Origin of the sequence: Curtobacterium sp. L1-20 (assembly GCF_048755855.1) — a bacterium.
Classification (GTDB): domain Bacteria; phylum Actinomycetota; class Actinomycetes; order Actinomycetales; family Microbacteriaceae; genus Curtobacterium.
The window spans coordinates 252,270-273,980 of the sequence record NZ_CP151473.1 but is presented as its reverse complement, the minus strand read 5'-3'; the positions used below and the strand labels follow the sequence as shown (position 1 = coordinate 273,980).

The 21,711-nt window shown below is 69.5% G+C and carries 19 protein-coding genes; all 19 read left to right on the top strand.

The features are described from left to right. Positions 1–91: 91 nt before the first annotated feature. Positions 92–2,206 carry an elongation factor G gene (gene fusA, locus AAEP86_RS02730; RefSeq protein WP_420369017.1) on the top strand — a complete coding sequence of 705 codons (2,115 nt, stop codon included), beginning with the start codon at positions 92–94 and terminating at the stop codon, positions 2,204–2,206. A gap of 147 nt (positions 2,207–2,353) precedes the next feature. After that, positions 2,354–3,541 carry an elongation factor Tu gene (gene tuf / locus AAEP86_RS02725; protein WP_420369016.1) on the top strand — a complete coding sequence of 396 codons (1,188 nt, stop codon included), beginning with the start codon at positions 2,354–2,356 and terminating at the stop codon, positions 3,539–3,541. Positions 3,542–3,814: 273 nt separating this feature from the next. Further along, positions 3,815–12,439: an isopeptide-forming domain-containing fimbrial protein gene (locus AAEP86_RS02720; protein ID WP_420369015.1), complete on the top strand. Its 8,625-nt coding sequence runs from the start codon at positions 3,815–3,817 to the stop codon at positions 12,437–12,439. A gap of 90 nt (positions 12,440–12,529) precedes the next feature. Further along, the gene (locus AAEP86_RS02715; RefSeq protein WP_420369014.1) at positions 12,530–13,507 is read left to right on the top strand and encodes a DNA topoisomerase IB; all 978 of its coding nucleotides are present in this window, start codon (positions 12,530–12,532) and stop codon (positions 13,505–13,507) included. An 81-nt stretch (positions 13,508–13,588) separates the two neighbouring features. Next, positions 13,589–14,398, top strand: a complete 810-nt coding sequence (locus AAEP86_RS02710; RefSeq protein ID WP_420369013.1) for a DarT ssDNA thymidine ADP-ribosyltransferase family protein — start codon at positions 13,589–13,591, stop codon at positions 14,396–14,398. 518 nt (positions 14,399–14,916) lie between these two features. Next, positions 14,917–15,225: a 30S ribosomal protein S10 gene (rpsJ, locus tag AAEP86_RS02705; protein WP_022903286.1), complete on the top strand. Its 309-nt coding sequence runs from the start codon at positions 14,917–14,919 to the stop codon at positions 15,223–15,225. Between the two features lie 13 nt (positions 15,226–15,238). Continuing rightward, a complete protein-coding gene (gene rplC, locus AAEP86_RS02700; protein ID WP_022903285.1) occupies positions 15,239–15,892 on the top strand; it encodes a 50S ribosomal protein L3 in 654 nt (217 codons plus the stop codon). Positions 15,893–15,894: 2 nt separating this feature from the next. Next, positions 15,895–16,554: a 50S ribosomal protein L4 gene (gene rplD / locus AAEP86_RS02695; protein ID WP_420369012.1), complete on the top strand. Its 660-nt coding sequence runs from the start codon at positions 15,895–15,897 to the stop codon at positions 16,552–16,554. Beyond that, positions 16,551–16,850, top strand: a complete 300-nt coding sequence (gene rplW, locus AAEP86_RS02690; protein WP_022903283.1) for a 50S ribosomal protein L23 — start codon at positions 16,551–16,553, stop codon at positions 16,848–16,850. Before rplD ends, rplW begins: the two co-directional genes overlap by 4 nt. Positions 16,851–16,868: 18 nt before the next feature. Beyond that, positions 16,869–17,708 carry a 50S ribosomal protein L2 gene (gene rplB / locus AAEP86_RS02685; protein ID WP_022906342.1) on the top strand — a complete coding sequence of 280 codons (840 nt, stop codon included), beginning with the start codon at positions 16,869–16,871 and terminating at the stop codon, positions 17,706–17,708. Between the two features lie 11 nt (positions 17,709–17,719). Then, the gene (rpsS, locus tag AAEP86_RS02680; protein ID WP_022906343.1) at positions 17,720–18,001 is read left to right on the top strand and encodes a 30S ribosomal protein S19; all 282 of its coding nucleotides are present in this window, start codon (positions 17,720–17,722) and stop codon (positions 17,999–18,001) included. 25 nt (positions 18,002–18,026) lie between these two features. Beyond that, entirely contained in the window at positions 18,027–18,419 is a 393-nt protein-coding gene (gene rplV / locus AAEP86_RS02675; protein WP_022906344.1) for a 50S ribosomal protein L22, read from the top strand. Beyond that, entirely contained in the window at positions 18,419–19,219 is an 801-nt protein-coding gene (gene rpsC, locus AAEP86_RS02670) for a 30S ribosomal protein S3 (RefSeq protein WP_071292543.1), read from the top strand. Before rplV ends, rpsC begins: the two co-directional genes overlap by 1 nt. Before the next feature lie 2 nt (positions 19,220–19,221). Further along, positions 19,222–19,641 (top strand): 50S ribosomal protein L16, encoded by a 420-nt coding sequence (rplP, locus tag AAEP86_RS02665; RefSeq protein ID WP_065960031.1) that lies wholly within the window; start codon positions 19,222–19,224, stop codon positions 19,639–19,641. Further along, complete coding sequence (gene rpmC, locus AAEP86_RS02660; RefSeq protein ID WP_022903278.1) at positions 19,641–19,961, top strand: 50S ribosomal protein L29; 321 nt, start codon at positions 19,641–19,643, stop codon at positions 19,959–19,961. Before rplP ends, rpmC begins: the two co-directional genes overlap by 1 nt. Beyond that, entirely contained in the window at positions 19,961–20,245 is a 285-nt protein-coding gene (rpsQ, locus tag AAEP86_RS02655; RefSeq protein ID WP_111116943.1) for a 30S ribosomal protein S17, read from the top strand. The genes rpmC and rpsQ overlap by 1 nt, the downstream gene beginning before the upstream one ends. 31 nt (positions 20,246–20,276) lie before the next feature. After that, positions 20,277–20,645: a 50S ribosomal protein L14 gene (gene rplN / locus AAEP86_RS02650; RefSeq protein ID WP_017885523.1), complete on the top strand. Its 369-nt coding sequence runs from the start codon at positions 20,277–20,279 to the stop codon at positions 20,643–20,645. 3 nt (positions 20,646–20,648) lie between these two features. After that, positions 20,649–21,008, top strand: coding sequence for a 50S ribosomal protein L24 (gene rplX / locus AAEP86_RS02645; RefSeq protein ID WP_420369011.1), 360 nt, complete (start codon positions 20,649–20,651; stop codon positions 21,006–21,008). Continuing rightward, positions 21,008–21,598 carry a 50S ribosomal protein L5 gene (rplE, locus tag AAEP86_RS02640; RefSeq protein WP_420369010.1) on the top strand — a complete coding sequence of 197 codons (591 nt, stop codon included), beginning with the start codon at positions 21,008–21,010 and terminating at the stop codon, positions 21,596–21,598. The genes rplX and rplE overlap by 1 nt, the downstream gene beginning before the upstream one ends. Positions 21,599–21,711: the final 113 nt, after the last annotated feature.

The window sequence follows — 21,711 nt, the reverse complement described above, 5'->3', positions numbered from 1 at the left end:
AGTCCCGGCCCTGTCCGGGCGCCGGTGGTCATGAACCGTCGGCGCCCCGGACGGACGCCAACCTCTCCTACAACTCTTCCGGAGGAACCCTGTGGCACAGGACGTGCTCACCGACCTGAACAAGGTCCGCAACATCGGCATCATGGCGCACATCGATGCCGGCAAGACCACGACGACCGAGCGCATCCTGTTCTACACGGGCATCACGCACAAGATCGGTGAGGTCCACGACGGCGCCGCCACGATGGACTGGATGGCGCAGGAGCAGGAACGCGGCATCACGATCACGTCGGCCGCGACGACCTGCTTCTGGGACAACAACCAGATCAACATCATCGACACCCCCGGACACGTGGACTTCACGGTCGAGGTGGAGCGCTCGCTCCGCGTCCTCGACGGTGCGGTCGCCGTGTTCGACGGCAAGGAGGGCGTCGAGCCCCAGTCCGAGACCGTGTGGCGTCAGGCGGACAAGTACGACGTCCCGCGCATCTGCTTCGTCAACAAGATGGACAAGCTCGGTGCGGACTTCTACTTCACCGTCGACACCATCGTCAACCGCCTCGGTGCGGAGCCCCTCGTGCTCCAGCTCCCGATCGGCGCCGAGAACGACTTCGTCGGGATCGTCGACCTCATCGAGATGCACGCCAAGGTGTGGCCGGGCGACGCCAAGGGTGATGTCACCATGGGCGCCCAGTACGAGGTCCAGGAGATCCCCGCGGACCTCCAGGCCCGTGCCGAGGAGTACCGCGCGAAGCTGATCGAGCGCGTCGCCGAGACCGACGACGCCCTGCTCGAGAAGTACTTCGGTGGCGAGGAGCTCACCAAGGACGAGATCAAGGCTGCGATCCGCAAGCTGACGATCGCGTCCGAGGTCTACCCCGTCCTCTGCGGCTCGGCCTTCAAGAACCGCGGTGTCCAGCCGATGCTCGACGCCGTCATCGACTACCTCCCGTCCCCGCTCGACGTGCCGCCGATGATCGGCCACGACGTCAAGGACGAGGAGAAGGAGATCATCCGCAAGCCGGATGCCTCCGAGCCGTTCTCCGCCCTCGCGTTCAAGGTCGCGGTGCACCCGTTCTTCGGTCGCCTCACCTACGTCCGCGTGTACTCCGGCTCGATCGAGTCCGGTGCACAGGTCATCAACTCGACCAAGGGCAAGAAGGAGCGCATCGGCAAGATCTTCCAGATGCACTCCAACAAGGAGAACCCGGTCGACAACGTGACCGCCGGCCACATCTACGCGGTCATCGGCCTCAAGGACACCACCACCGGTGACACCCTGTGCGACCCGACCAACCAGGTCGTGCTCGAGTCGATGACGTTCCCGGAGCCGGTCATCGAGGTCGCCATCGAGCCGAACACGAAGGCCGACCAGGAGAAGCTCTCCACGGCCATCCAGAAGCTCGCCGAAGAGGACCCGACGTTCCGCGTCGAGCTCAACGCCGAGACCGGTCAGACGACGATCAAGGGCATGGGCGAGCTCCACCTCGACATCCTCGTCGACCGCATGAAGCGTGAGTTCAAGGTCGAGGCCAGCGTCGGCAAGCCCCAGGTGGCCTACCGCGAGACGCTGACCAAGGTCGTCGAGCGCTACGACTACACCCACAAGAAGCAGACCGGTGGATCCGGTCAGTTCGCGAAGGTGCAGATCGCGCTCGAGCCGATGGAGGTCACGGCCGAGAAGGTCTACGAGTTCGAGAACGCCGTCACGGGTGGTCGCGTCCCGCGCGAGTACATCCCGTCGGTGGACGCCGGTATCCAGGACGCCATGCAGGTCGGCATCCTCGCCGGGTACCCGACCGTGGGCGTGAAGGCCATCCTCAAGGACGGCGCGGCGCACGACGTCGACTCGTCCGAGATGGCGTTCAAGATCGCCGGTTCGATCGCCTACAAGGAAGCGGCCCGCAAGGCCGGTCCGGCGATCCTCGAGCCGATCATGGCCGTCGAGGTCCGTACTCCGGAGGAGTACATGGGCGACGTCATCGGTGACCTGAACTCCCGTCGTGGCCAGATCGCCTCGATGGAGGACGCGTCCGGCGTCAAGGTGGTCCGCGCGAGCGTGCCGCTGTCCGAGATGTTCGGCTACGTCGGCGACCTGCGGTCGAAGACCTCTGGTCGTGCCGTCTACTCGATGACCTTCGAGACCTACAGCCAGGTCCCGGCCAAGGTCGCCGAGGAGATCATCGCGAAGAACGCGGGGGAGTAACGCTCCAGCGTTCCTCCACAGGCGGGGGCGCCCGGCGACGGGCCCCTCGCCACCAAGTAAAGTAAAGACACACACCGCGCACCAACGAACCCGTGCCCCACTGGGGCCGGTCGGGGGTGACGCTTCCGAGTCCTGAGGAGGACCCCAGTGGCCAAGGCCAAGTTCGAGCGCACCAAGCCGCACGTCAACATCGGAACCATCGGTCACGTCGACCACGGCAAGACGACGCTCACGGCGGCGATCACCAAGGTTCTGCACGACCAGTACCCGGACCTCAACGAGGCCCGTGACTTCGCGCAGATCGACAGCGCTCCCGAGGAGCGCGACCGCGGTATCACGATCAACATCTCCCACGTGGAGTACCAGACCGACAAGCGCCACTACGCGCACGTCGACGCCCCCGGCCACGCCGACTACGTGAAGAACATGATCACGGGTGCGGCGCAGATGGACGGCGCGATCCTCGTGGTCGCCGCCACCGACGGCCCGATGCCCCAGACGCGTGAGCACGTGCTGCTCGCCCGCCAGGTCGGCGTCCCCTACATCGTCGTCGCGCTGAACAAGTCCGACATGGTGGACGACGAGGAGATCCTGGAGCTCGTCGAGCTCGAGGTCCGCGAGCTGCTCGGCTCGCAGGAGTTCGACGAGGACGCCCCCGTCGTGCAGGTCTCGGCGCTCAAGGCGCTCGAGGGCGACGAGAAGTGGGTCAAGTCCGTCCAGGACCTGATGTCCGCCGTCGACGAGTCCGTGCCGGACCCGGTGCGCGCCACCGACCAGCCGTTCCTGATGCCGATCGAGGACGTCTTCACGATCACCGGTCGTGGCACCGTCGTCACCGGTCGTGTCGAGCGTGGCACGCTCGACCTCAACTCCGAGGTCGAGATCGTCGGCATCCGCCCGACGCAGAAGACCACGGTCACGGGCATCGAGATGTTCCGCAAGCTGCTCGACAAGGCCGAGGCTGGTGACAACACCGGTCTGCTCATCCGTGGCCTCAAGCGCGAGGACGTGGAGCGCGGCCAGGTCGTCGTCAAGCCCGGTTCGGTCACGCCGCACACGGACTTCAAGGCGAACGCGTACATCCTGACCAAGGACGAGGGTGGGCGTCACAACCCGTTCTACGCGAACTACCGCCCGCAGTTCTACTTCCGCACCACGGACGTCACCGGCGTCATCACGCTGCCCGAGGGCACCGAGATGGTCATGCCCGGCGACACCGTCTCCATGACCGTCGAGCTCATCCAGCCGATCGCCATGGAGCCGGGCCTCCGCTTCGCCATCCGTGAGGGTGGTCGTACGGTCGGCGCCGGTACGGTCGAGGAGATCACCAAGTAACTCCGGTTACCTGCACGAGCGGGGTCGGACCTTCGGGTCCGGCCCCGTTCTGTGTTCCGGGGGCGGTCGTGCTTGTGGGGGACCGCTGGTGTACCCCGGAGTGGGTGCAGCGGCGGGAAACCGCACCTGGATACCGTGGAGTCGCGAGGCTGAACCGGCCTCCCGTGGTGACCCGAACACCGCCGCAGCTCGACCCGGGGGATCCCTGCCCTCGGTGTGATCGTGCTGCCCTGCGCTCGGCGTCATCCGACGACGACCCGAGAGCACTCCCCGATGCGCCCTGCCCTGTTCCCCGCCCGTCCGCGCGCCGTCGCGATGGCGGTGGTCGTGAGTCTCCTCGCCGCACTCCTCTCGGTGTTCGCCGTCGCAGCACCGACCCAGGCGGCGGACTCGCTCGTCTCGGCATCCGTGCAGGCCGACGGTTCGGTGCTGAACGGTGCCCCCGCTGGCGTGACGATCACGGCGAAGAACACCACGGGCGCCGGGAGCGGCACAGCGCTCTACAACCTCGGCTACTCCTACCGGTTGCCGGTCGGCGCGACGTACGTGGCCGGGTCTGCGGGGACGCAGACCGGCGAGCCCGCGATCGCGACACTGTCCGCGGCGCAGGGCGGCGGCATGCTGCTGGTGTGGTCGAACGTGTCGGACCTCGTCGCGGGGGACCAGAAGTCGATCTCCTTCTCGGTGCAGTCCTCCGACGGCACCTTCCCGGTGGGCACCTCCTTCGCGGGCACCGCCCAGGTCGCCGCCAGCACGGACGCGCGCACGCTGCCGGTCTTCGGCGCGACGGGGACCCCGACCGCCGGCACCGGCATCAACGCGGCATCAGCACAGTCGAATGCCACCACGGTGTCAGCCCTGAGCGTCTCGAAGGGCGAGCAGAGCCCGGAGTACGAGCTGGTCCGCGGCGTGCACGCGCACCCGACCGTCTACACCCTCACGGTGAAGAACACCGCGCAGGCTCCGACCAACGGCGTCCTGGTCACCGACCACCTCCCCGCAGGACTGGAGTTCCTGCAGTGCGGTGCGATCGACAACACCACCTCCGGTGCCGAGTACGCCGGGGCACCCGCGCTCACCGACACGACCCCGTCACGAGCGACCGGCACGTGGGACGCGACGAACTGTCGGACGCCGCAGAGCGTCGAGACGGTGGACTCCGTGCCCGGACAGGGCTCCTCGGTCTTCACGAAGGTCGTCTGGAACCTCGGTGACCTCGCGAAGGGCGCCACCGTCAGGATCACGTACCTCGCCGCGGTCCCGTTCCGCGAGAACACGATGTCCTTCGCCGGCCAGCCGGGCCGGCCCGCGACCACCACCACGGCGCCGTCCGCCGCCTCGCTCGGGCAGGCCGCCGACCTCGACAACAACAACGGCGCGTCCACGCGGCAGGACACCACGGACAGCACCTCGAACGGACACGGCCTGACCAACCTCGTCGATGCCCAGGGGACCTACACCGGTGCCGTCGGCGCCGGCGCCTCGGCGGCGCAGCAGGCGACCGACTCCCTGACCGTCGAGGCGATGGACCTCGCCGTGGCGAAGAGCGTCACGCCGACGAGCTTCGCCGCGGACAGGCTCGCGACCTACTCGCTGCTGATCCGCACGAGCGAGTACGAGTCGTCGGCGGGCATCGCCCTCACCGACACGATCCCGGACGGCCTGTGCCCGGCCTTCCCCGCGGGCACGCCGACCACCGGTGCCGTCCCCGCCGACTGCGACCCTGCGAAGGACGCGCGACTCGACCAGCAGATGACCGGGGCGACGGTGGACTCCGTCGCGTACTCCGCCTCGGCGGGCACCTTCACCGTGCGCTTCCACATCGCCGACCAGGCCACCGACGCCGCGCCGACCGTGACCTACAAGGCCCTCATGCGGCAGAGCTACTCCGTGACCGGCAGCGCCGGTCCGACCGCCGCGGGTGACGACTTCACGAACACGGTCGCCATCGCAGGGACCTCCACGGGTGTGCACGGCGACACCGGCACGCAGAAGGTCGTCGACGACTCGCGGGCCACGATCACCTCGAACAGCCCGCAGATCGCGAAGTCGGTCCTGCCGCGCAGCACCACCTCGCCGGTGACGAGCGCGGCCGACTGCGCTGCCTCGACCGGGACCTACTCGTCGACGACGCCTGCCGACCCGTTCACCGTCAACGACCTCGTCTGCTTCCGACTGCAGGTCACCTTCCCCGCCGGCGTGCAGAGCCGCAACGCGACCGTGACGGACATGCTCCCCGTCGGGACGACGGCGTCCGCTGCCCAGTGGGTCCAGGGCACGGACTGGGCGTACGGCTCGGAGAGCACCGTCCCGGCCGCACAGGTGAAGCTGACCGGCTCGAGCACGTCGATGGCGTCGTTCGCCATCGGGTCCCCGGCGAACGGTGGCACCTACGTCGACGGCGACACGTCCGGCGCGACGGTCGTGCTGTACGTGGCCGCCCGGATCGCGAAGTCGGGGTCGAGTGCCACCACGCCGGACATCACCGCGAACCTCATGAAGTTCGCCCAGCAGAACACCGCCGGTTCGGTCACGAGCCTCCGGTCCTCCGCGAACTACCGGGTGGCGGGCCCGGCGACCGCAACCCTCGCGAAGAACATCGTGCAGACCGGCAAGGACGCCGCCAGCCTCGCCGCGAACCCGAACCCGGCGAACACGACCGAGGGACAGGTGCTGCAGTACAAGGTCAGCGTGACGAACCCGACCGGCACCGGCGGCTCGTACCCGATCAGCAACGTGGCCGTCTGGGACGCCCTGCCCGCAGGCATCGCGTGCAGCGCGGTCGATGCGTCAGCGAGCAGCGGGACGTGCACGGACACCCCGCCGACCGGCGCCTCGTCGACGTTCTCCAAGCGGTCGTTCGTGGTCTGGACCGGCGTCGGCCCGATCGCCTCCGGCGCGACGCAGGACCTCCTCTACACGATGCAGGTGCCCGCCCGGTCGTTCGCCGGCACCGCCTACAAGAACTCGGCTTCGGTCGTCCGGTTCGACACGACGGCCGACACCGGCACGGCCCAGACCTGGGTGCCCGCCCCTGTCGCCGGGACGAGCACGCACGCGTCCGGGGCCACCGGTCCGCAGCTCGTGGCCACCACGGCGGACGCGCAGCGCACCGTGACGATCACTCCCGTCGTGGTCGCGAAGACGGGCGGAACCGACGGCGGCGCGACGAACCGCTCCGGTCTGAACGCCGTGCCGGGGCAGCCGGTCAAGTACACCTACTCCGTCACCGTGAAGGCCGGCACGAGCGTGGGAGCCGCGTCGCTGGTCGATCCGCTGACCAAGGTGGCCGGGTTGCAGACCACGAGCGCGACCACGTGGACGCTGAGCCTGCCCGGCACAGCGAACGCAGCGACGCGCGGCGTGACCGACGGGGACACGACGGTCAGCTACGGCGGCCAGGACTTCACGTTCACGGGCGGTGCGACGACCAACACCGACGCCGGCGCGGGTGCGATCGTGTTCCCCGCGGTCTTCGACAACACCACCGGCAGCGACGTGACCTTCTCGGTGACGGTCTCCGGGCTCGCGGTCTCCGCCGGCACCGGCGCGTACCCGAAGTCCGACGGCACGACGTTCTCGTCCGCGAAGGTCACGAACACGGCGACCTTCCGCAGCACGGACCCGGTCACGGGCGCGTCCGTCGCTCCGACGAAGCAGGTCGTGGTCGGCGTCGACGCCCCGAACCTCGCGATCACGAAGACGGACGACCGGAACGGCGCCGTCGTCTCCGGCCAGGACGTCGTGACGTGGACGCTCACCGCGACGAACACGTCGACCACGACCGACGCCCGCAGCGTCCTCGTCGCCGACTGCTTCCCGTCGTCCCTGCAGTTCACGGGCTCGTCGCGACCGGAGGTGACCCCGACCCAGGCGCAGCGCGATGCGCTCGGCACGTGCGGGACGGACCGCACCCTGCACACGTGGAGCGTCGGCACGCTGGCCCCCGGCGCCTCGACCGCCATCACGGTGACCGGCACCCTCGCTGACGAGGCACCGGCGGGCACGAGCTACGCGAACACCGCGAAGGTCGTGGGCTCGAGCCTCGACACCGACTACGCGACGGCCGGCGCGACCTACGTGCAGACCGCCAGCGCCGACGACACCATCACGGTGGCGTCCCCGACCGTGACGAAGCAGCTCACCGCCCCGACCTGGTCGAACACGGACGGTGCCGCGGGCACGCCCGCGACGACGGACCCGACGAACCGGACCGCGCTCCCGGTGCGCCCGGGTGACGCCGCCAGCTACCGGATCACCGCGACGATCCCCGCGAACGTGGCCGTCTTCGACGCCCGGCTCTCGGACGCGCTCCCGGCCGGCCTGACGGTCGACGGAGACCCGACGGCCACGGCGTCGGACCGCACCGTCACGACGACGGCCACCGTCGACGCCGCGACGAACACGGTCCGTTTGGGCCTGAGCGACATCGCGACCGGCCGCCCGCAGGCCGTGGTCGTCACGGTCGACGTCCCGGTCCGGGTGGCGACGAGCTCGACGGCCGGCACGGCGCTGGCGAACACCGCGACCTTCGCGTGGGACAAGTCGGCCAAGGGCACGGCCCCGACCGACGGCAGTGCCACGTCGAACCCGGCGAACGCCACGGTCGTCGCGCCGTCGCTCACGATCGACAAGACGGCCACGGTGCTCGGGACGACGAGTGACACCCTCGCCGTCGAACCGGGTCAGACCGTCCGCTACACGGTCACCGTGAGGAACGCCGCGACTGCCTCGCCGGCCTACGACACCACGGTCACCGACTGCGTGCCCGCGGGGATCGTGGTCGACGGCGATTCGGTCTCGGACGGCGGCTCCCTGCGCACCGGCTCGGCGGAGTGCGGCGGGGGCGTCATCACCTGGCCGACCACCGCGGTCGCCGGAGCCGGGGGATCCGTGCAGCACACCTACCGGGCGACGCTCGACGACGACGTCTCGCTCAGCGGTGCTCCGCTCGTGAACACCGTCTCGACGGGCCAGTACAGCAGCCTCCCGGCCGGCGGCGCGACCTACGAGCCCGCGACGGACAGCGCCAGCGTGACCCCGGCGTTCCCGGACGTCGCCGTGGCGAAGTCGAACGACACCGTCGGTGGACTCTCGTACGTCGGCGTCGCGTCGGACTTCTCGGTGACCTTCACGAACCGCGGCAGCGCCGCGACGACGGTCTCCGCAAAGGACGTCCTGCCCGCCAACTGGGAGTACGTCGCCGGCAGCGCCTCGCTCGTCCGTGACGGCGGAGCCGCGGTTCCGGCGGGAGACCCGACGGTGACCGGCAGCACTCTCAGGTGGGCAGACCTCGGCGCGCTCGGCGCGAACGCCACGATGACGCTGCACTACCGGGCGGCCCCCGAGGCGGACGCTGCCGCCGAGACGCCCGGGGCGGGCAGCGGCGTCGAGCACACGAACCACGTCACCGCGACCGTCACGGACGCCTCCGGCGGCACCGAGTACGACGGCGGCGACGGCTCGTTCGTGTCCTACCCCGGCGGCGGCGACGACGCGACGGCCACGGCCCGGATCGACGCGGCCGACCTCTCGCTGACGAAGAGCGCGACGACGGCGAAGGTCGTCGCCGGCGCCACCACCGCGAAGGCCTGGACCATCACGGTGACGAACACCGGCGACGACGCGGCCCACGGCACCACCGTGGTGGACGCACCGACCGGCCTGCCCACGGGCGCCACCCTGGCCTTCACGGGCAGCGGATGGACCTGCACGTCCGCGGACGGCACGTGGTCCTGCGTCAACGGCGCCACGGTCGCGACGGGCAGCTCGTTCCCCGCGCTCGACGTCGCCCTGACCCTGCCCGCGAACGCGCCGCTCGCCGCGATCCGCAACACCGCCACGATCCACCAGGGCACGGGCCAGACGTTCGATCCGGACGCCGGGAACGACAGCGACACCGCGAGCGTGACCCCGGTCGCGATCGCCGACCTCGCGATCACGAAGACCGGCCCCTCCGAGCAGGCCCAGGCCGGCCGGACGATCTCGTGGAACCTCTCGGTGCAGAACCGGAAGGACGCCAGCGTCCAGAGCGTCTCGGACGCCCGTGGCACGGTGACGGTCACCGACACGCTGCCCGACACCGTGACGCTGGTCGGCGCGACCTCGACCGACCCCGCGTGGACCTGTGACACGGACGACGACACCGTGACCTGCACCCGCGACGGCCTCGCCGCCGGCACCACCGCCGGAGCGATCACCGTCACCGCGACCGTGCACCCGGACGTCACCGCTGCACAGGCGATCGTCAACACCGCCGCGGTCGCGGTGGACACCACGAAGACGACCGACCCCACGTCGTCGAACGACGACTCGAAGGCGACCACCGCGGTCGACGACACGACCTCGCTGACGATCGACAAGGCCTTCGGCTCCGAGGGCCTGGTGGCCGGCGACCCGGCGGACTGGACCGTCACCGTGACGAACACCGGGACGGCCGACGCCCGCGCAGTCCGGGTATCGGACACCCTCGAGTCAGGCACGCGCCTCCGGTCGGACGCGCCGGTCGACGAGGCGACCGACACCATCACGCAGACCGACGGCCGCTGGACGTGCACGGCCCCGGCGGCCGAAGGCACCGAGGTGACCTGTGTGCTCGACGGCAGGCTCGCCGCCGGGGGGAGCACGACGTTCACGATGACGGTGACCACCCCGTCGTCCTTCACCGGCACCCTGGTGAACACCGCCGTGGTCACCGCGGACAACGCTGCGACCGCCGAGGACCAGGCCCGCAGCGACGCCTCGCAGACCGCGGACCTGTCCGTGACGAAGACCGCGGACGTCGAGACCGTCGACGCCGGGAAGGACGTCACGTACACGATCACGGTCGCGAACCCGACCGGCCCGTCCGACCTGCCGGCCGGTGACGGCAGCACGCCGAGCGTCCGGGTGCAGGACACCCTGCCTGCCGGCGTCGAGTTCCGCGGACTGTCCGCGGAGACCCGGGAGCACTGGACGCTCGAGTCGGACGAGGGCGGAGTCCTGACGCTCTCCAGCGCGGACGGCATCGCCGCCGGGGCCACGAACCCGAACAGGATCGTCCTGACGGTGCACGTCCCGGCGTCGTTCCGCGGGTCGTCGATCGTGAACACCGCGACGGCCTCGCCGATCACGGCGAACGGAGCCGTCGTGCACGACGCCGCGACGGTCGACGTCACCACGCACGCCGACCTGTCGATCACCAAGCAGCGCACGAGCGCCCCGAGCGCCGATGCCGGCACGACCGTCACCTACGACGTCGTCGTGGCGAACGACGGCCCCTCGGACGCGCAGCACGCGACCTGGACCGACACCCCGCCCGCCGGCATGACGGTGACGGAGGTCACGACGGACGACGCCACCTGGCAGCAGGGGAGCGACCCGGCGACGTGGTCGACCGGCACCCTCGCGACCGGCGCGAGCACCGTGTTCCACGTGACCGCCTCGATCGCCTCCGGCACCCCCGCCGGCACCCTGCGGAACACCGCCACCGTGGCGAGTGCGACGCCGGACACCGATCCGGCGGACGACACCGCCGGTGACGACGTCTCGGTCACGACGCACGCGACGCTCGGCCTGACGAAGACCCCGGTCACGAAGGTCGGGTCGACCACCGCCGCGAAGCGCGTCACGGCCGGTGCCCAGCAGGTCTGGCTCCTCCAGGTCCGCAACGAGGGCCCGTCCGACGAGCAGCCCACCACGGTCGTCACCGATCAGCTGCCCGTGGGCCTCACCTTCACCGGAGCCTCGAGCGACGGTTCGGTGTGGATGTGCGACGGCACCACCGACGCGACCCTGGTCACGTGCTCGCTCCCGACGACGATCGTCGCCGGGACGGATGCCCCGGCACTGTGGATCACCACGGAGGTCGCCTCCGGACACACCGCGGGCACCGTCGAGAACCGCGCGGTGATCACCGGACAGGGCACGCCCCCGCCGACCGGGACGAACGAGGCGCCCGTGACCAGCCCGCTCGCCGTCGACGAGGTGGCGAACGTCGCGATCACGATCGGCCACGAGGGCACCGCCGTCATCGGCGAGGACCTGCCGGAGACGATCCAGGTCCGGAACGCCGGGCTGTCGGACGCCGTGGCCGTCAACGCGACGTACACGCTGCCGAAGGGCCTCACGTACGTGTCGACCGAGGCCGATCCGGCGTGGACGGTCACCGGTGTGACGCACGCTGCGGACGGTTCGACCACGGTGTCCTTCGCCCTCGCGGGGACGCTGCCCGCCGGCTCGCTCGCACCGGCCATCACGGTGCACCAGACGCCGACGGCGGCGGCCTACCCGGGCGTGCAGCCGAGCGCGACGGTCGCGACGAGCACGACGGAGACGACCCTCGCCGACAACGACACCGACGACGAGCTCGCGGTCGACCCCGCGTCCAGCCTGTCGGTGACGAAGACCCACACCGGTCAGGTCGTCCGCGGGAAGACCGTGGGCTACACGATCACGGTGCGCAACGACGGCCTCACGGAGGACCCGGGCCCCGTGGTCGTCACCGACGACCTGCCGGAGGGGCTCACGCTCGTGAGCGTGAACGACGGCGGTGAGGCGACGTGCACGACCGGGCAGTCGGTCACCTGCACGCTGACCGACGCGCTCGCGGTCGGCCGGAGCGTGGCCCTGCAGGTCACCGTCGCGGTCGCCGACGACGCACCGGACCGGATCACCAACGTGGCGACGGTCGGGTCCCCGACCACGCAGGTGGTGGCGGTCCCCGGCTCCGCCAGTCCGACGGACCCGATGCGTGCCGTCGACCCGGCACCCGTGCGGGACGCTCCGGGGCGGACCGGCGAGCTCGCCTTCACGGGCGCGGCGGGACTCGGCATCGGCGCGCTGATCGCGGTCCTCGCGATCGCCGCCGGCGGCGTCCTGCTGGTGGCGCGCCGACGTCGGCCCCGCCGACGGGCCTGACGCCCTGACGGGAGGCGCGGTGCGGGCCCGCACCGCGCCTCCCGGCCGTCACCGGGCCGGGTCACAGGCGGCGGCGAGTTGCATCGACACGTGACTCGTCTCCGCCGTTCCGCGACCAACGGTCGCGGCTACCACCGCGTCCGCAGCGGCCGCGGGTTCTCCTTCCGTGACCCGGACGGGGCGACCGTGACCGACGCCGAGGTGCGCCAGCGCCTCGAGGAACTCGTCATCCCGCCGGCGTGGGACGACGTCTGGATCTCGCCGTACGACAACGGTCACATCCTCGCGACCGGCATCGACGGTGCCGGACGCCGGCAGTACATGTACCACCCGGGCTGGCGCGAGCGGATGGACAAGATCAAGTACGACCGCGCGCTCGCCCTCGCCGAGTCCCTGCCGTCCGCGCGCCGCATGGTGACCCAGGACCTCCGACGTCCCGAGCCGGACCGACGCCGGGCGCTCGCCGCGGCCTTCCGGATGCTCGACCAGGGGTCCCTGCGCGTCGGGTCCGAGCGGTACGCCACCGAGCACGGCAGCCGCGGACTGTCGACGCTGCTCTGCGCCCACGCCCACGTGTCCGGCGACGACATCGAGCTCGACTTCCCGGGCAAGAGCGGGCAGGAGTGGTCGTCCACGATCCACGACGCCGACCTCGCCAAGGTCATCGCGGGCATGAAGCGGCGCGGGCCGAACGCCCGGCTGCTCTCCTTCCGGGAGCGTCGGGGCGCCGAGTGGGAGCCCCTCGCCGCCGAGGACATCAACGAGTACGTGAAGGAGCGCGCGGGTGACGAGTTCACCGCGAAGGACTTCCGCACCCTGCACGGCACGGTCGCCGCGGCCGTCGACCTCGCGAAGACCGGGCCGCAGTCGTCGCAGGCGAAGCGGAAGAAGGCCGTCTCGCACGCCGTGAAGGCGGCGAGCGAGGAGCTCGGGAACACCCCGACCGTGTGCCGGCAGAGCTACATCGACCCGCGGTTGCTCGACGCCTACGACCACGGCGAGACGATCGACCCCGACCGGCTGCACGCGGCCGAGTCCGAGGTGCGGGCGCTGCTCTACCGGCAGTGACGCGGAACACGCCGTGATGACGTACCGTTGGTCCTCGTGCCCGACCACCCCCACACGGGCACGGAAGGACCCCCACCAGTCGTGACAGACGAGTGCATCCACGGATTCGAGACCGAGCTCTGCGACATCTGCGCCCCGCGCCAGCGTGCGGCGACGGAGACCCCCACCCCGACGCCCCGGCGTACCCGCATCACCACCTCGCTCCGGACCGTCCCCGGCCAGGCCGCCGCGCCGGCCTCGTCGCTCCGGTCCCCGGTGCCAGACCTCCCCGAGGCCCGTGACTTCGCGTCGCTCCGCGCCCACCACGTGACGCACGTGGACAACCTCGACGACATCGTCGGGTCGGGTGCGATCCTCGCCGCGGACGCCGTGACGCCGGTCGTGGACGTCGCGTCGGCAGCGGCCCGCGCCGCCCGTGCCGAGGCCACCGCGCCGGACGGGTCGTCCGTCGCCGGACACGTGCCGTTCACGCTCTCCCCGGACGCCACCCGGTGGGACGAGCTCCGCACCGGTGCCGCCGGCGACCGCTGGTCCGACGCAGCCCGCCGCACGAAGGCGACGGAGTACGTGATGCTCGTCGTGCCGGTCTCGGCCTTCGGTGCGTCCGTGATCGTGGCGGACCAGGACGCCGACGCCGAGGACGCCCGGTTCGCCGTCGGCCCCGAGGCCGCGACCAACCTGATCCGCCGCACCGACTTCACCGACCCCGAGATGCTCGGGCTCGAGCTGCTCGCCGGGCCGAGCGTGCCGTTCTCGGCCGTCGCCGTGATCGGCGTGCCGAACGACCGCGTCCGCCAGACCGTCAAGGCGGTGCTGCAGGACCACGGGGGCCACGCTCCCCGGGTCGCGGTGTTCCCGCCGTGGTTCGTCCCCCCGGTGACCGCCGAGTAGACGCTCCGACAGCTCCCGCGCATGCCCTCCGGACCCGCTCCGGAGGGCATGCTGTGTGTCCGGGCCGAGCCGCGCCTCCAGGCAGCTCGATCCCCGGGATCCCGGGGGAGTGAGCCGGTCCCGACACGCCGCCATTTCGCGACACGCCCGGGTTGCACGGATCGCCGTGCCTGTGCGAGACTTGTCCGGTTCCGAATTCCGCGCGCTTCGCGTGCGCAGGATCACTGCTCTGGCAGTGCACAACCCCTCTGTTCAGCAGGGCTGGGTTGGGCCGCAGGCAGCAGAACACGATCGAATCCCTCGTGAGCGCCCGGCCACAGCTGTGTCCGGACGTGGGGGAAGCGACATGCCCACGCTGGACGGCCCCGCCGCCCCGCGCGGTTGACAGGAGAACAGCGGTCATCCCCAGCGGATGCGGCCGGTTGGTTCAGGAAAACAGCCAAGTCGTGCAGGAATGCGCGGCGACGGCGGCGTCAGGCGGCCCGAGGGTGCGCGGCGCAGAGAGGACAAAGAGACACATGGCGGGACAGAAGATCCGCATCCGGCTCAAGTCGTACGACCACGAGGTCATCGACACGTCGGCCCGGAAGATCGTCGACACGGTGACCCGTGCCGGTGCGACCGTGGTCGGCCCGGTGCCGCTCCCCACCGAGAAGAACGTGGTCACCGTGATCCGTTCTCCCCACAAGTACAAGGACTCGCGCGAGCACTTCGAGAAGCGCACGCACAAGCGGGTCATCGACATCGTCGACCCGACGCCGAAGGCCGTCGACTCGCTCATGCGACTCGACCTCCCGGCCGACGTCAACATCGAGATCAAGCTGTAAGGGGGCTGCACTGATGGCGAACTCAACCAAGACCGTCAAGGGCCTCCTCGGCAAGAAGCTCGGGATGACCCAGGTGTGGGACGAGAACAACAAGTTCATCCCCGTCACCGTGATCGAGGTCGGCCCGAACGTGGTCACCCAGATCCGCAACGTCGAGCGCGACGGCTACGAGGCGATCCAGATCGCCGCCGGCGCGATCGACCCGCGCAAGGTCAACAAGCCTGCCGCTGGTCACTTCGAGGCCGCCGGGGTCACCCCGCGCCGCACCCTCACCGAGATCCGCACCAACGACTCCGCTGAGTACACGCTCGGCCAGGAGCTCACCGTCGACACGTTCGAGGCGGGCCAGAAGGTCGACGTCGTCGGCACGTCCAAGGGCAAGGGCTTCGCGGGTGTCATGAAGCGCCACGGCTTCGCCGGCGTCTCGGCCTCGCACGGTGCACACCGCAACCACCGCAAGCCCGGCTCGATCGGTGCTTCGTCGACCCCGTCGCGTGTCTTCAAGGGCATGCGCATGGCCGGTCGCATGGGTGGCGAGCGCGTCACCGTCCTCAACCTCACGGTGCACGCCGTCGACGCCGAGAAGGGTCTGCTGCTCGTCAAGGGCGCCGTCCCCGGTGCTCGCGGTCGCTCCGTCTTCGTCCGCACCGCCGTGAAGGGTAAGTGATCATGGCCACCACGACCGCAACCACGATCGACGTCCTCGACGCATCGGGCGCCAAGTCCGGCACCGTCGAGCTCCCCGCCGAGCTCTTCGACGTCGAGACCAACGTCCCGCTGATCCACCAGGTCGTCACCGCGCAGCTCGCAGCCGCGCGTCAGGGCACCCACAAGACCAAGAACCGCGGCGAGGTCCGCGGTGCCGGTCGCAAGCCGTTCAAGCAGAAGGGCACCGGCCGCTCCCGTCAGGGTTCGGTCCGCGCTCCGGAGCACACCGGCGGTGGCGTCGTCCACGGACCGACCCCGCGCGACTACTCGCAGCGCACCCCGAAGAAGATGATCGCCGCTGCTCTGCTCGGCTCGCTCTCGGACCGCGCCCGCGGTGGCCGCATCTCCGCCGTCGACGGCTTCGTCGCGGCCGAGGTCCCGTCGACCAAGACGGCTCGCACGCTGCTCGAGAAGGTCGCGCCCGTCAAGCACGTGCTCGTCGTGCTCGAGTCGGACGACGAGCTGACGCTCAAGTCGATCCGCAACCTGCCGAACGTCCACGCGCTCTCGTACGGCCAGCTCAACGCCTACGACGTGCTCAAGGCCGACGCGCTCGTCTTCAGCAAGAGCGCACTCGACGCCTTCATCGCGTCGAAGACCGCGAAGGAGATCTCCGCATGAGCGGCTTCAACAAGGACCCGCGCGACATCATCATCTCGCCGGTCGTCTCGGAGAAGAGCTACGGCCTGATCGACCAGGGCAAGTACACGTTCATCGTGGACCCCCGCTCGAACAAGACCGAGATCAAGCTCGCCATCGAGAAGATCTTCGACGTCAAGGTCGCGAGCATCAACACGCTGAACCGTCCGGGCAAGACCCGTCGCACGCGCTTCGGCATGGGCAAGCGCAAGGACACCAAGCGTGCCATCGTGACGCTCAAGTCCGGTTCGATCGACATCTTCACGGCTGTCGGCTGAGGACCAGAGGGATAAATCATGGCTATTCGTAACTACAAGCCGACGACCCCCGGTCGTCGCGGCTCGTCGGTCGCCGACTTCGCTGAGATCACCCGTTCGACGCCGGAGAAGTCGCTGCTTCGTCCGCTGCCGAAGACCGGTGGCCGCAACAGCTCGGGCCGCATCACCACCCGTCACATCGGTGGTGGCCACAAGCGCCAGTACCGCGTGATCGACTTCCGTCGTCACGACAAGGACGGCGTGGACGCCAAGGTCGCACACATCGAGTACGACCCGAACCGCACCGCGCGCATCGCGCTCCTGCACTACGTGGACGGCACGAAGCGCTACATCATCGCGCCGAACAAGCTCAAGCAGGGCGACGTCATCGAGCAGGGCCCCGGCGCCGACATCAAGCCCGGCAACAACCTGCCGCTGCGCAACATCCCCGTGGGTACGGTCGTGCACGCGATCGAGCTCCGTCCCGGTGGCGGCGCGAAGATGGCCCGGTCCGCCGGCGCCTCGGTGCGTCTCGTCGCGAAGGACGGCCCCTACGCGCAGCTCCGTCTGCCGTCCGGCGAGGTCCGCAACGTCGACGCCCGCTGCCGCGCCACGATCGGCGAGGTCGGCAACGCCGAGCAGTCGAACATCAACTGGGGCAAGGCCGGCCGCATGCGCTGGAAGGGCGTCCGCCCGACCGTCCGTGGTGTCGCGATGAACCCGGTCGACCACCCGCACGGTGGTGGTGAGGGCAAGACCTCCGGTGGTCGTCACCCGGTCAGCCCGTGGGGTCAGGCCGAGGGTCGCACGCGCAAGCCGAACAAGCCGAGCGACAAGCTCATCGTCCGTCGCCGTAACGCCGGCAAGAAGCGCAAGTAGGAGTTCAGAAGATGCCACGCAGTCTGAAGAAGGGCCCCTTCGTCGACGAGCACCTGCTCCGCAAGGTCGTCACGCAGAACGAGGCCAACACCAAGAACGTGATCCGCACCTGGTCGCGTCGCTCGATGATCATCCCGAACATGCTCGGGCACACGATCGCCGTGCACGACGGCCGCAAGCACATCCCGGTGTTCGTCACCGAGTCGATGGTCGGTCACAAGCTCGGCGAGTTCGCGCCGACCCGCACCTTCCGTGGTCACGTGAAGGACGACAAGAAGGGCCGTCGCCGCTAACGCGGCGACGCAGAGGAGGAACGAAATGGTGGAGTCGATCGCACGCGTGCGACACATCCGCGTCACGCCTCAGAAGGCCCGTCGCGTCATCGAGCTGATCCGCGGCAAGCAGGCCCACGAGGCGCTCGCCATCCTGAAGTTCGCCCCGCAGGGCGCTTCGGAGCCCGTGTACAAGCTGGTCGCCTCGGCGATCGCGAACGCCCGGGTGAAGGCGGACTCGACGAACAGCTTCCTCGACGAGCGCGACCTCTACGTGAGCCGCGTCTTCGTCGACGAGGGCACGACCCTGAAGCGGTTCCAGCCGCGTGCCCAGGGCCGCGCCTTCCGCATCAACAAGCGCACCTCCCACATCACGGTCGTCCTCGCGACGCCGGATGAGGTCGAGGCTGCGGCGACGAGCAAGAAGGCGAGCAAGTAATGGGCCAGAAGGTCAACCCGTACGGCTTCCGTCTCGGGATCACGACGGACCACGTCTCGCACTGGTTCACCGACAGCACGAAGCCGGGTCAGCGCTACGCCGACTACGTGGCCGAGGACATCAAGGTGCGCGAGTACCTGAAGAAGACCCTCGACCGCGCCGGCGTCGCCCGCATCGAGCTCGAGCGCACCCGTGACCGTGTCCGCGTGGACATCCACACCGCGCGTCCGGGCATCGTCATCGGTCGCCGTGGCGCCGAGGCGGAGCGCGTCCGTGGCGAGCTCGAGAAGCTCACCAAGAAGCAGATCCAGCTCAACATCCTCGAGGTCAAGAACCCCGAGACCGAGGCCCAGCTCGTCGCGCAGGGCATCGCCGAGCAGCTCTCCGCTCGTGTCGCGTTCCGTCGCGCCATGCGCAAGGGCCTGCAGGGTGCACAGCGCGCCGGCGCCAAGGGTGTCCGCATCCAGGTGTCGGGCCGCCTCGGTGGCGCCGAGATGTCGCGCTCGGAGTTCTACCGCGAGGGCCGCGTGCCCCTGCACACGCTCCGCGCGAACATCGACTACGGCTTCTACGAGGCCCGGACCACGTTCGGCCGCATCGGCGTGAAGGTCTGGATCTACAAGGGCGACATCACGAACAAGGAGCTCGCTCGCGAGCAGGCGAACCAGCGTTCGTCGCGCCCCGAGCGTCGTGGCGGCCCCCGTGGCGGCGAGCGCGGCGACCGCCGTGGCGGCGACCGCGGTGGACGCCAGCAGCAGGCCCCGCAGGACGCGCCGGCCGGCGCAGGAGTTGAGGCGTAACAATGCTTATTCCCCGTCGAGTCAAGCACCGTAAGCAGCACCACCCGAAGCGTTCGGGCCAGGCCACCGGTGGCACCAAGGTGTCGTTCGGTGACTACGGCATCCAGGCGCTGACCCCCGCTTACGTGACCAACCGTCAGATCGAGTCCGCTCGTATCGCCATGACGCGTCACATCAAGCGTGGCGGCAAGGTGTGGATCAACATCTACCCGGACCGTCCGCTCACCAAGAAGCCGGCTGAGACCCGCATGGGTTCCGGTAAGGGCTCGCCCGAGTGGTGGGTCGCCAACGTCAAGCCGGGTCGCGTGCTCTTCGAGCTCTCCGGCGTCAGCGAGGACATCGCCCGTGAGGCGCTGACTCGTGCAATCCACAAGCTGCCCCTCAAGGCACGCATCATCAAGCGCGAGGAGGGCGACGCATAATGGCGATCGGTTCCAAGGAGCTCCGTCCGACGGAGCTCGACACGTTCGAGAACGAGCGTCTTGCTGACGAGCTGAAGAAGGCCAAGGAGGAACTCTTCAACCTCCGCTTCCAGTCGGCCACCGGCCAGCTGGAGAGCCACGGTCGTCTCCGTGCCGTCAAGCGCGACATCGCCCGTATCTACACCGTCCTCCGCGAGCGCGAGCTCGGCATCCGTGCCACTCCCGCGCCCGTCGAGACCGCCACCAAGGCCAAGAAGACGACAAAGAAGGCCGACAAGCCGGCCGAGTCGACCGAGGCCGAGACCGCCGAGGAGAACTGATGGCGAACGAAGAGAAGAACTCCGCCGCCTCTGCTCGCGGCTACCGCAAGACGCGTCGTGGCTACGTCACGAGCGACAAGATGGACAAGACCATCGTGGTCGAGGTCGAGGACCGCGTGAAGCACGCGCTCTACGGCAAGATCATCCGTCGCACCTCCAAGGTGAAGGCCCACGACGAGCTCGGCACCGCTGGTGTCGGCGACCTCGTCGTGATCAGCGAGACCCGTCCCCTCAGCGCCTCGAAGCGCTGGCGCCTGGTCGAGATCCTCGAGAAGGCCAAGTAGGCCTCGGCCTGCTTCGGAATAGGAGACAGCAGTGATCCAGCAGGAATCCCGCCTCAAGGTCGCCGACAACACGGGTGCCAAGGAGATCTTGACCATCCGCGTGCTCGGTGGTTCGGGTCGTCGCTACGCCGGTCTCGGTGACGTCATCGTCGCCACGGTGAAGGACGCCATCCCCGGCGGCAACGTGAAGAAGGGTGACGTCGTCAAGGCGGTCATCGTTCGCACCAAGAAGGAGACCCGTCGTCAGGACGGCTCCTACATCAAGTTCGACGAGAACGCGGCAGTGATCCTCAAGGCCGACGGCGACCCGCGCGGTACGCGCATCTTCGGTCCGGTCGGTCGCGAGCTCCGTGACAAGAAGTTCATGAAGATCATCTCGCTCGCGCCGGAGGTGCTGTAAGCCATGGCGAACATCAAGAAGGGTGACCTCGTCGAGGTCATCGCGGGCGCCACGCAGGAGCGTGGCGGCGACCGCGGCAAGCAGGGCAAGGTCATCGAGGTGCTCCGTGACCAGGAGCGCGTCGTCGTCGAGGGCGTGAACTTCGTCACGAAGCACGTCCGCGTCGGCCAGACCCAGCGCGGTTCGAAGACCGGTGGCATCGAGCAGCACGAGGCTCCGATCCACGTCTCGAACGTCGCGATCGTCGACCCGAAGACCAAGAAGCCGACCCGCGTCGGCTTCCGCACCGAAGAGGTGGAGAAGGACGGCGTCAAGAAGACCGTCCGCGTCCGCTACGCCAAGAAGTCGGGTGAGAAGCTCTGATGACCGACACGACTGCCGCGCTGGCGACCAAGGTCGAACCGCGCCTCAAGCAGAAGTACAAGAACGAGATCAAGGCTGCCCTCACCGAGCAGTTCGGGTACGCGAACGTCAACCAGGTCCCCGGCCTGGTCAAGGTCGTCGTGAACACCGGTGTCGGTGAGGCCGCTCGTGACTCGAAGATCATCGAGGGGGCCATCAAGGACCTCACGGCGATCACGGGTCAGAAGCCCCAGGTCACGAAGGCCCGCAAGTCCATCGCGCAGTTCAAGTTGCGTGAGGGCCAGGCCATCGGTGCGCACGTCACCCTCCGCGGTGACCGCGCCTGGGAGTTCATCGACCGTCTCGTCACCCTCGCACTGCCCCGCATCCGCGACTTCCGCGGCCTCAGCGACAAGCAGTTCGACGGCAACGGCAACTACACGTTCGGTCTCACGGAGCAGTCCGTGTTCCACGAGATCGACCAGGACCGCATCGACCGCGTGCGTGGCTTCGACATCACCGTCGTGACCACCGCGAAGTCGGACGACGAGGGCCGCGCGCTGCTCCGCCAGCTCGGGTTCCCGTTCCGTTCTGCCGAGCAGACGGTCTAAGCTACTTCGGGCGGTGCGGGCCGGAGGATTCACGTCCTCCGGCCCGCACGCACGAACACACCGATCCAGGGGAACCGCCCCCGGGTCACCCGATCGCTCAGGTCGGCATTCGT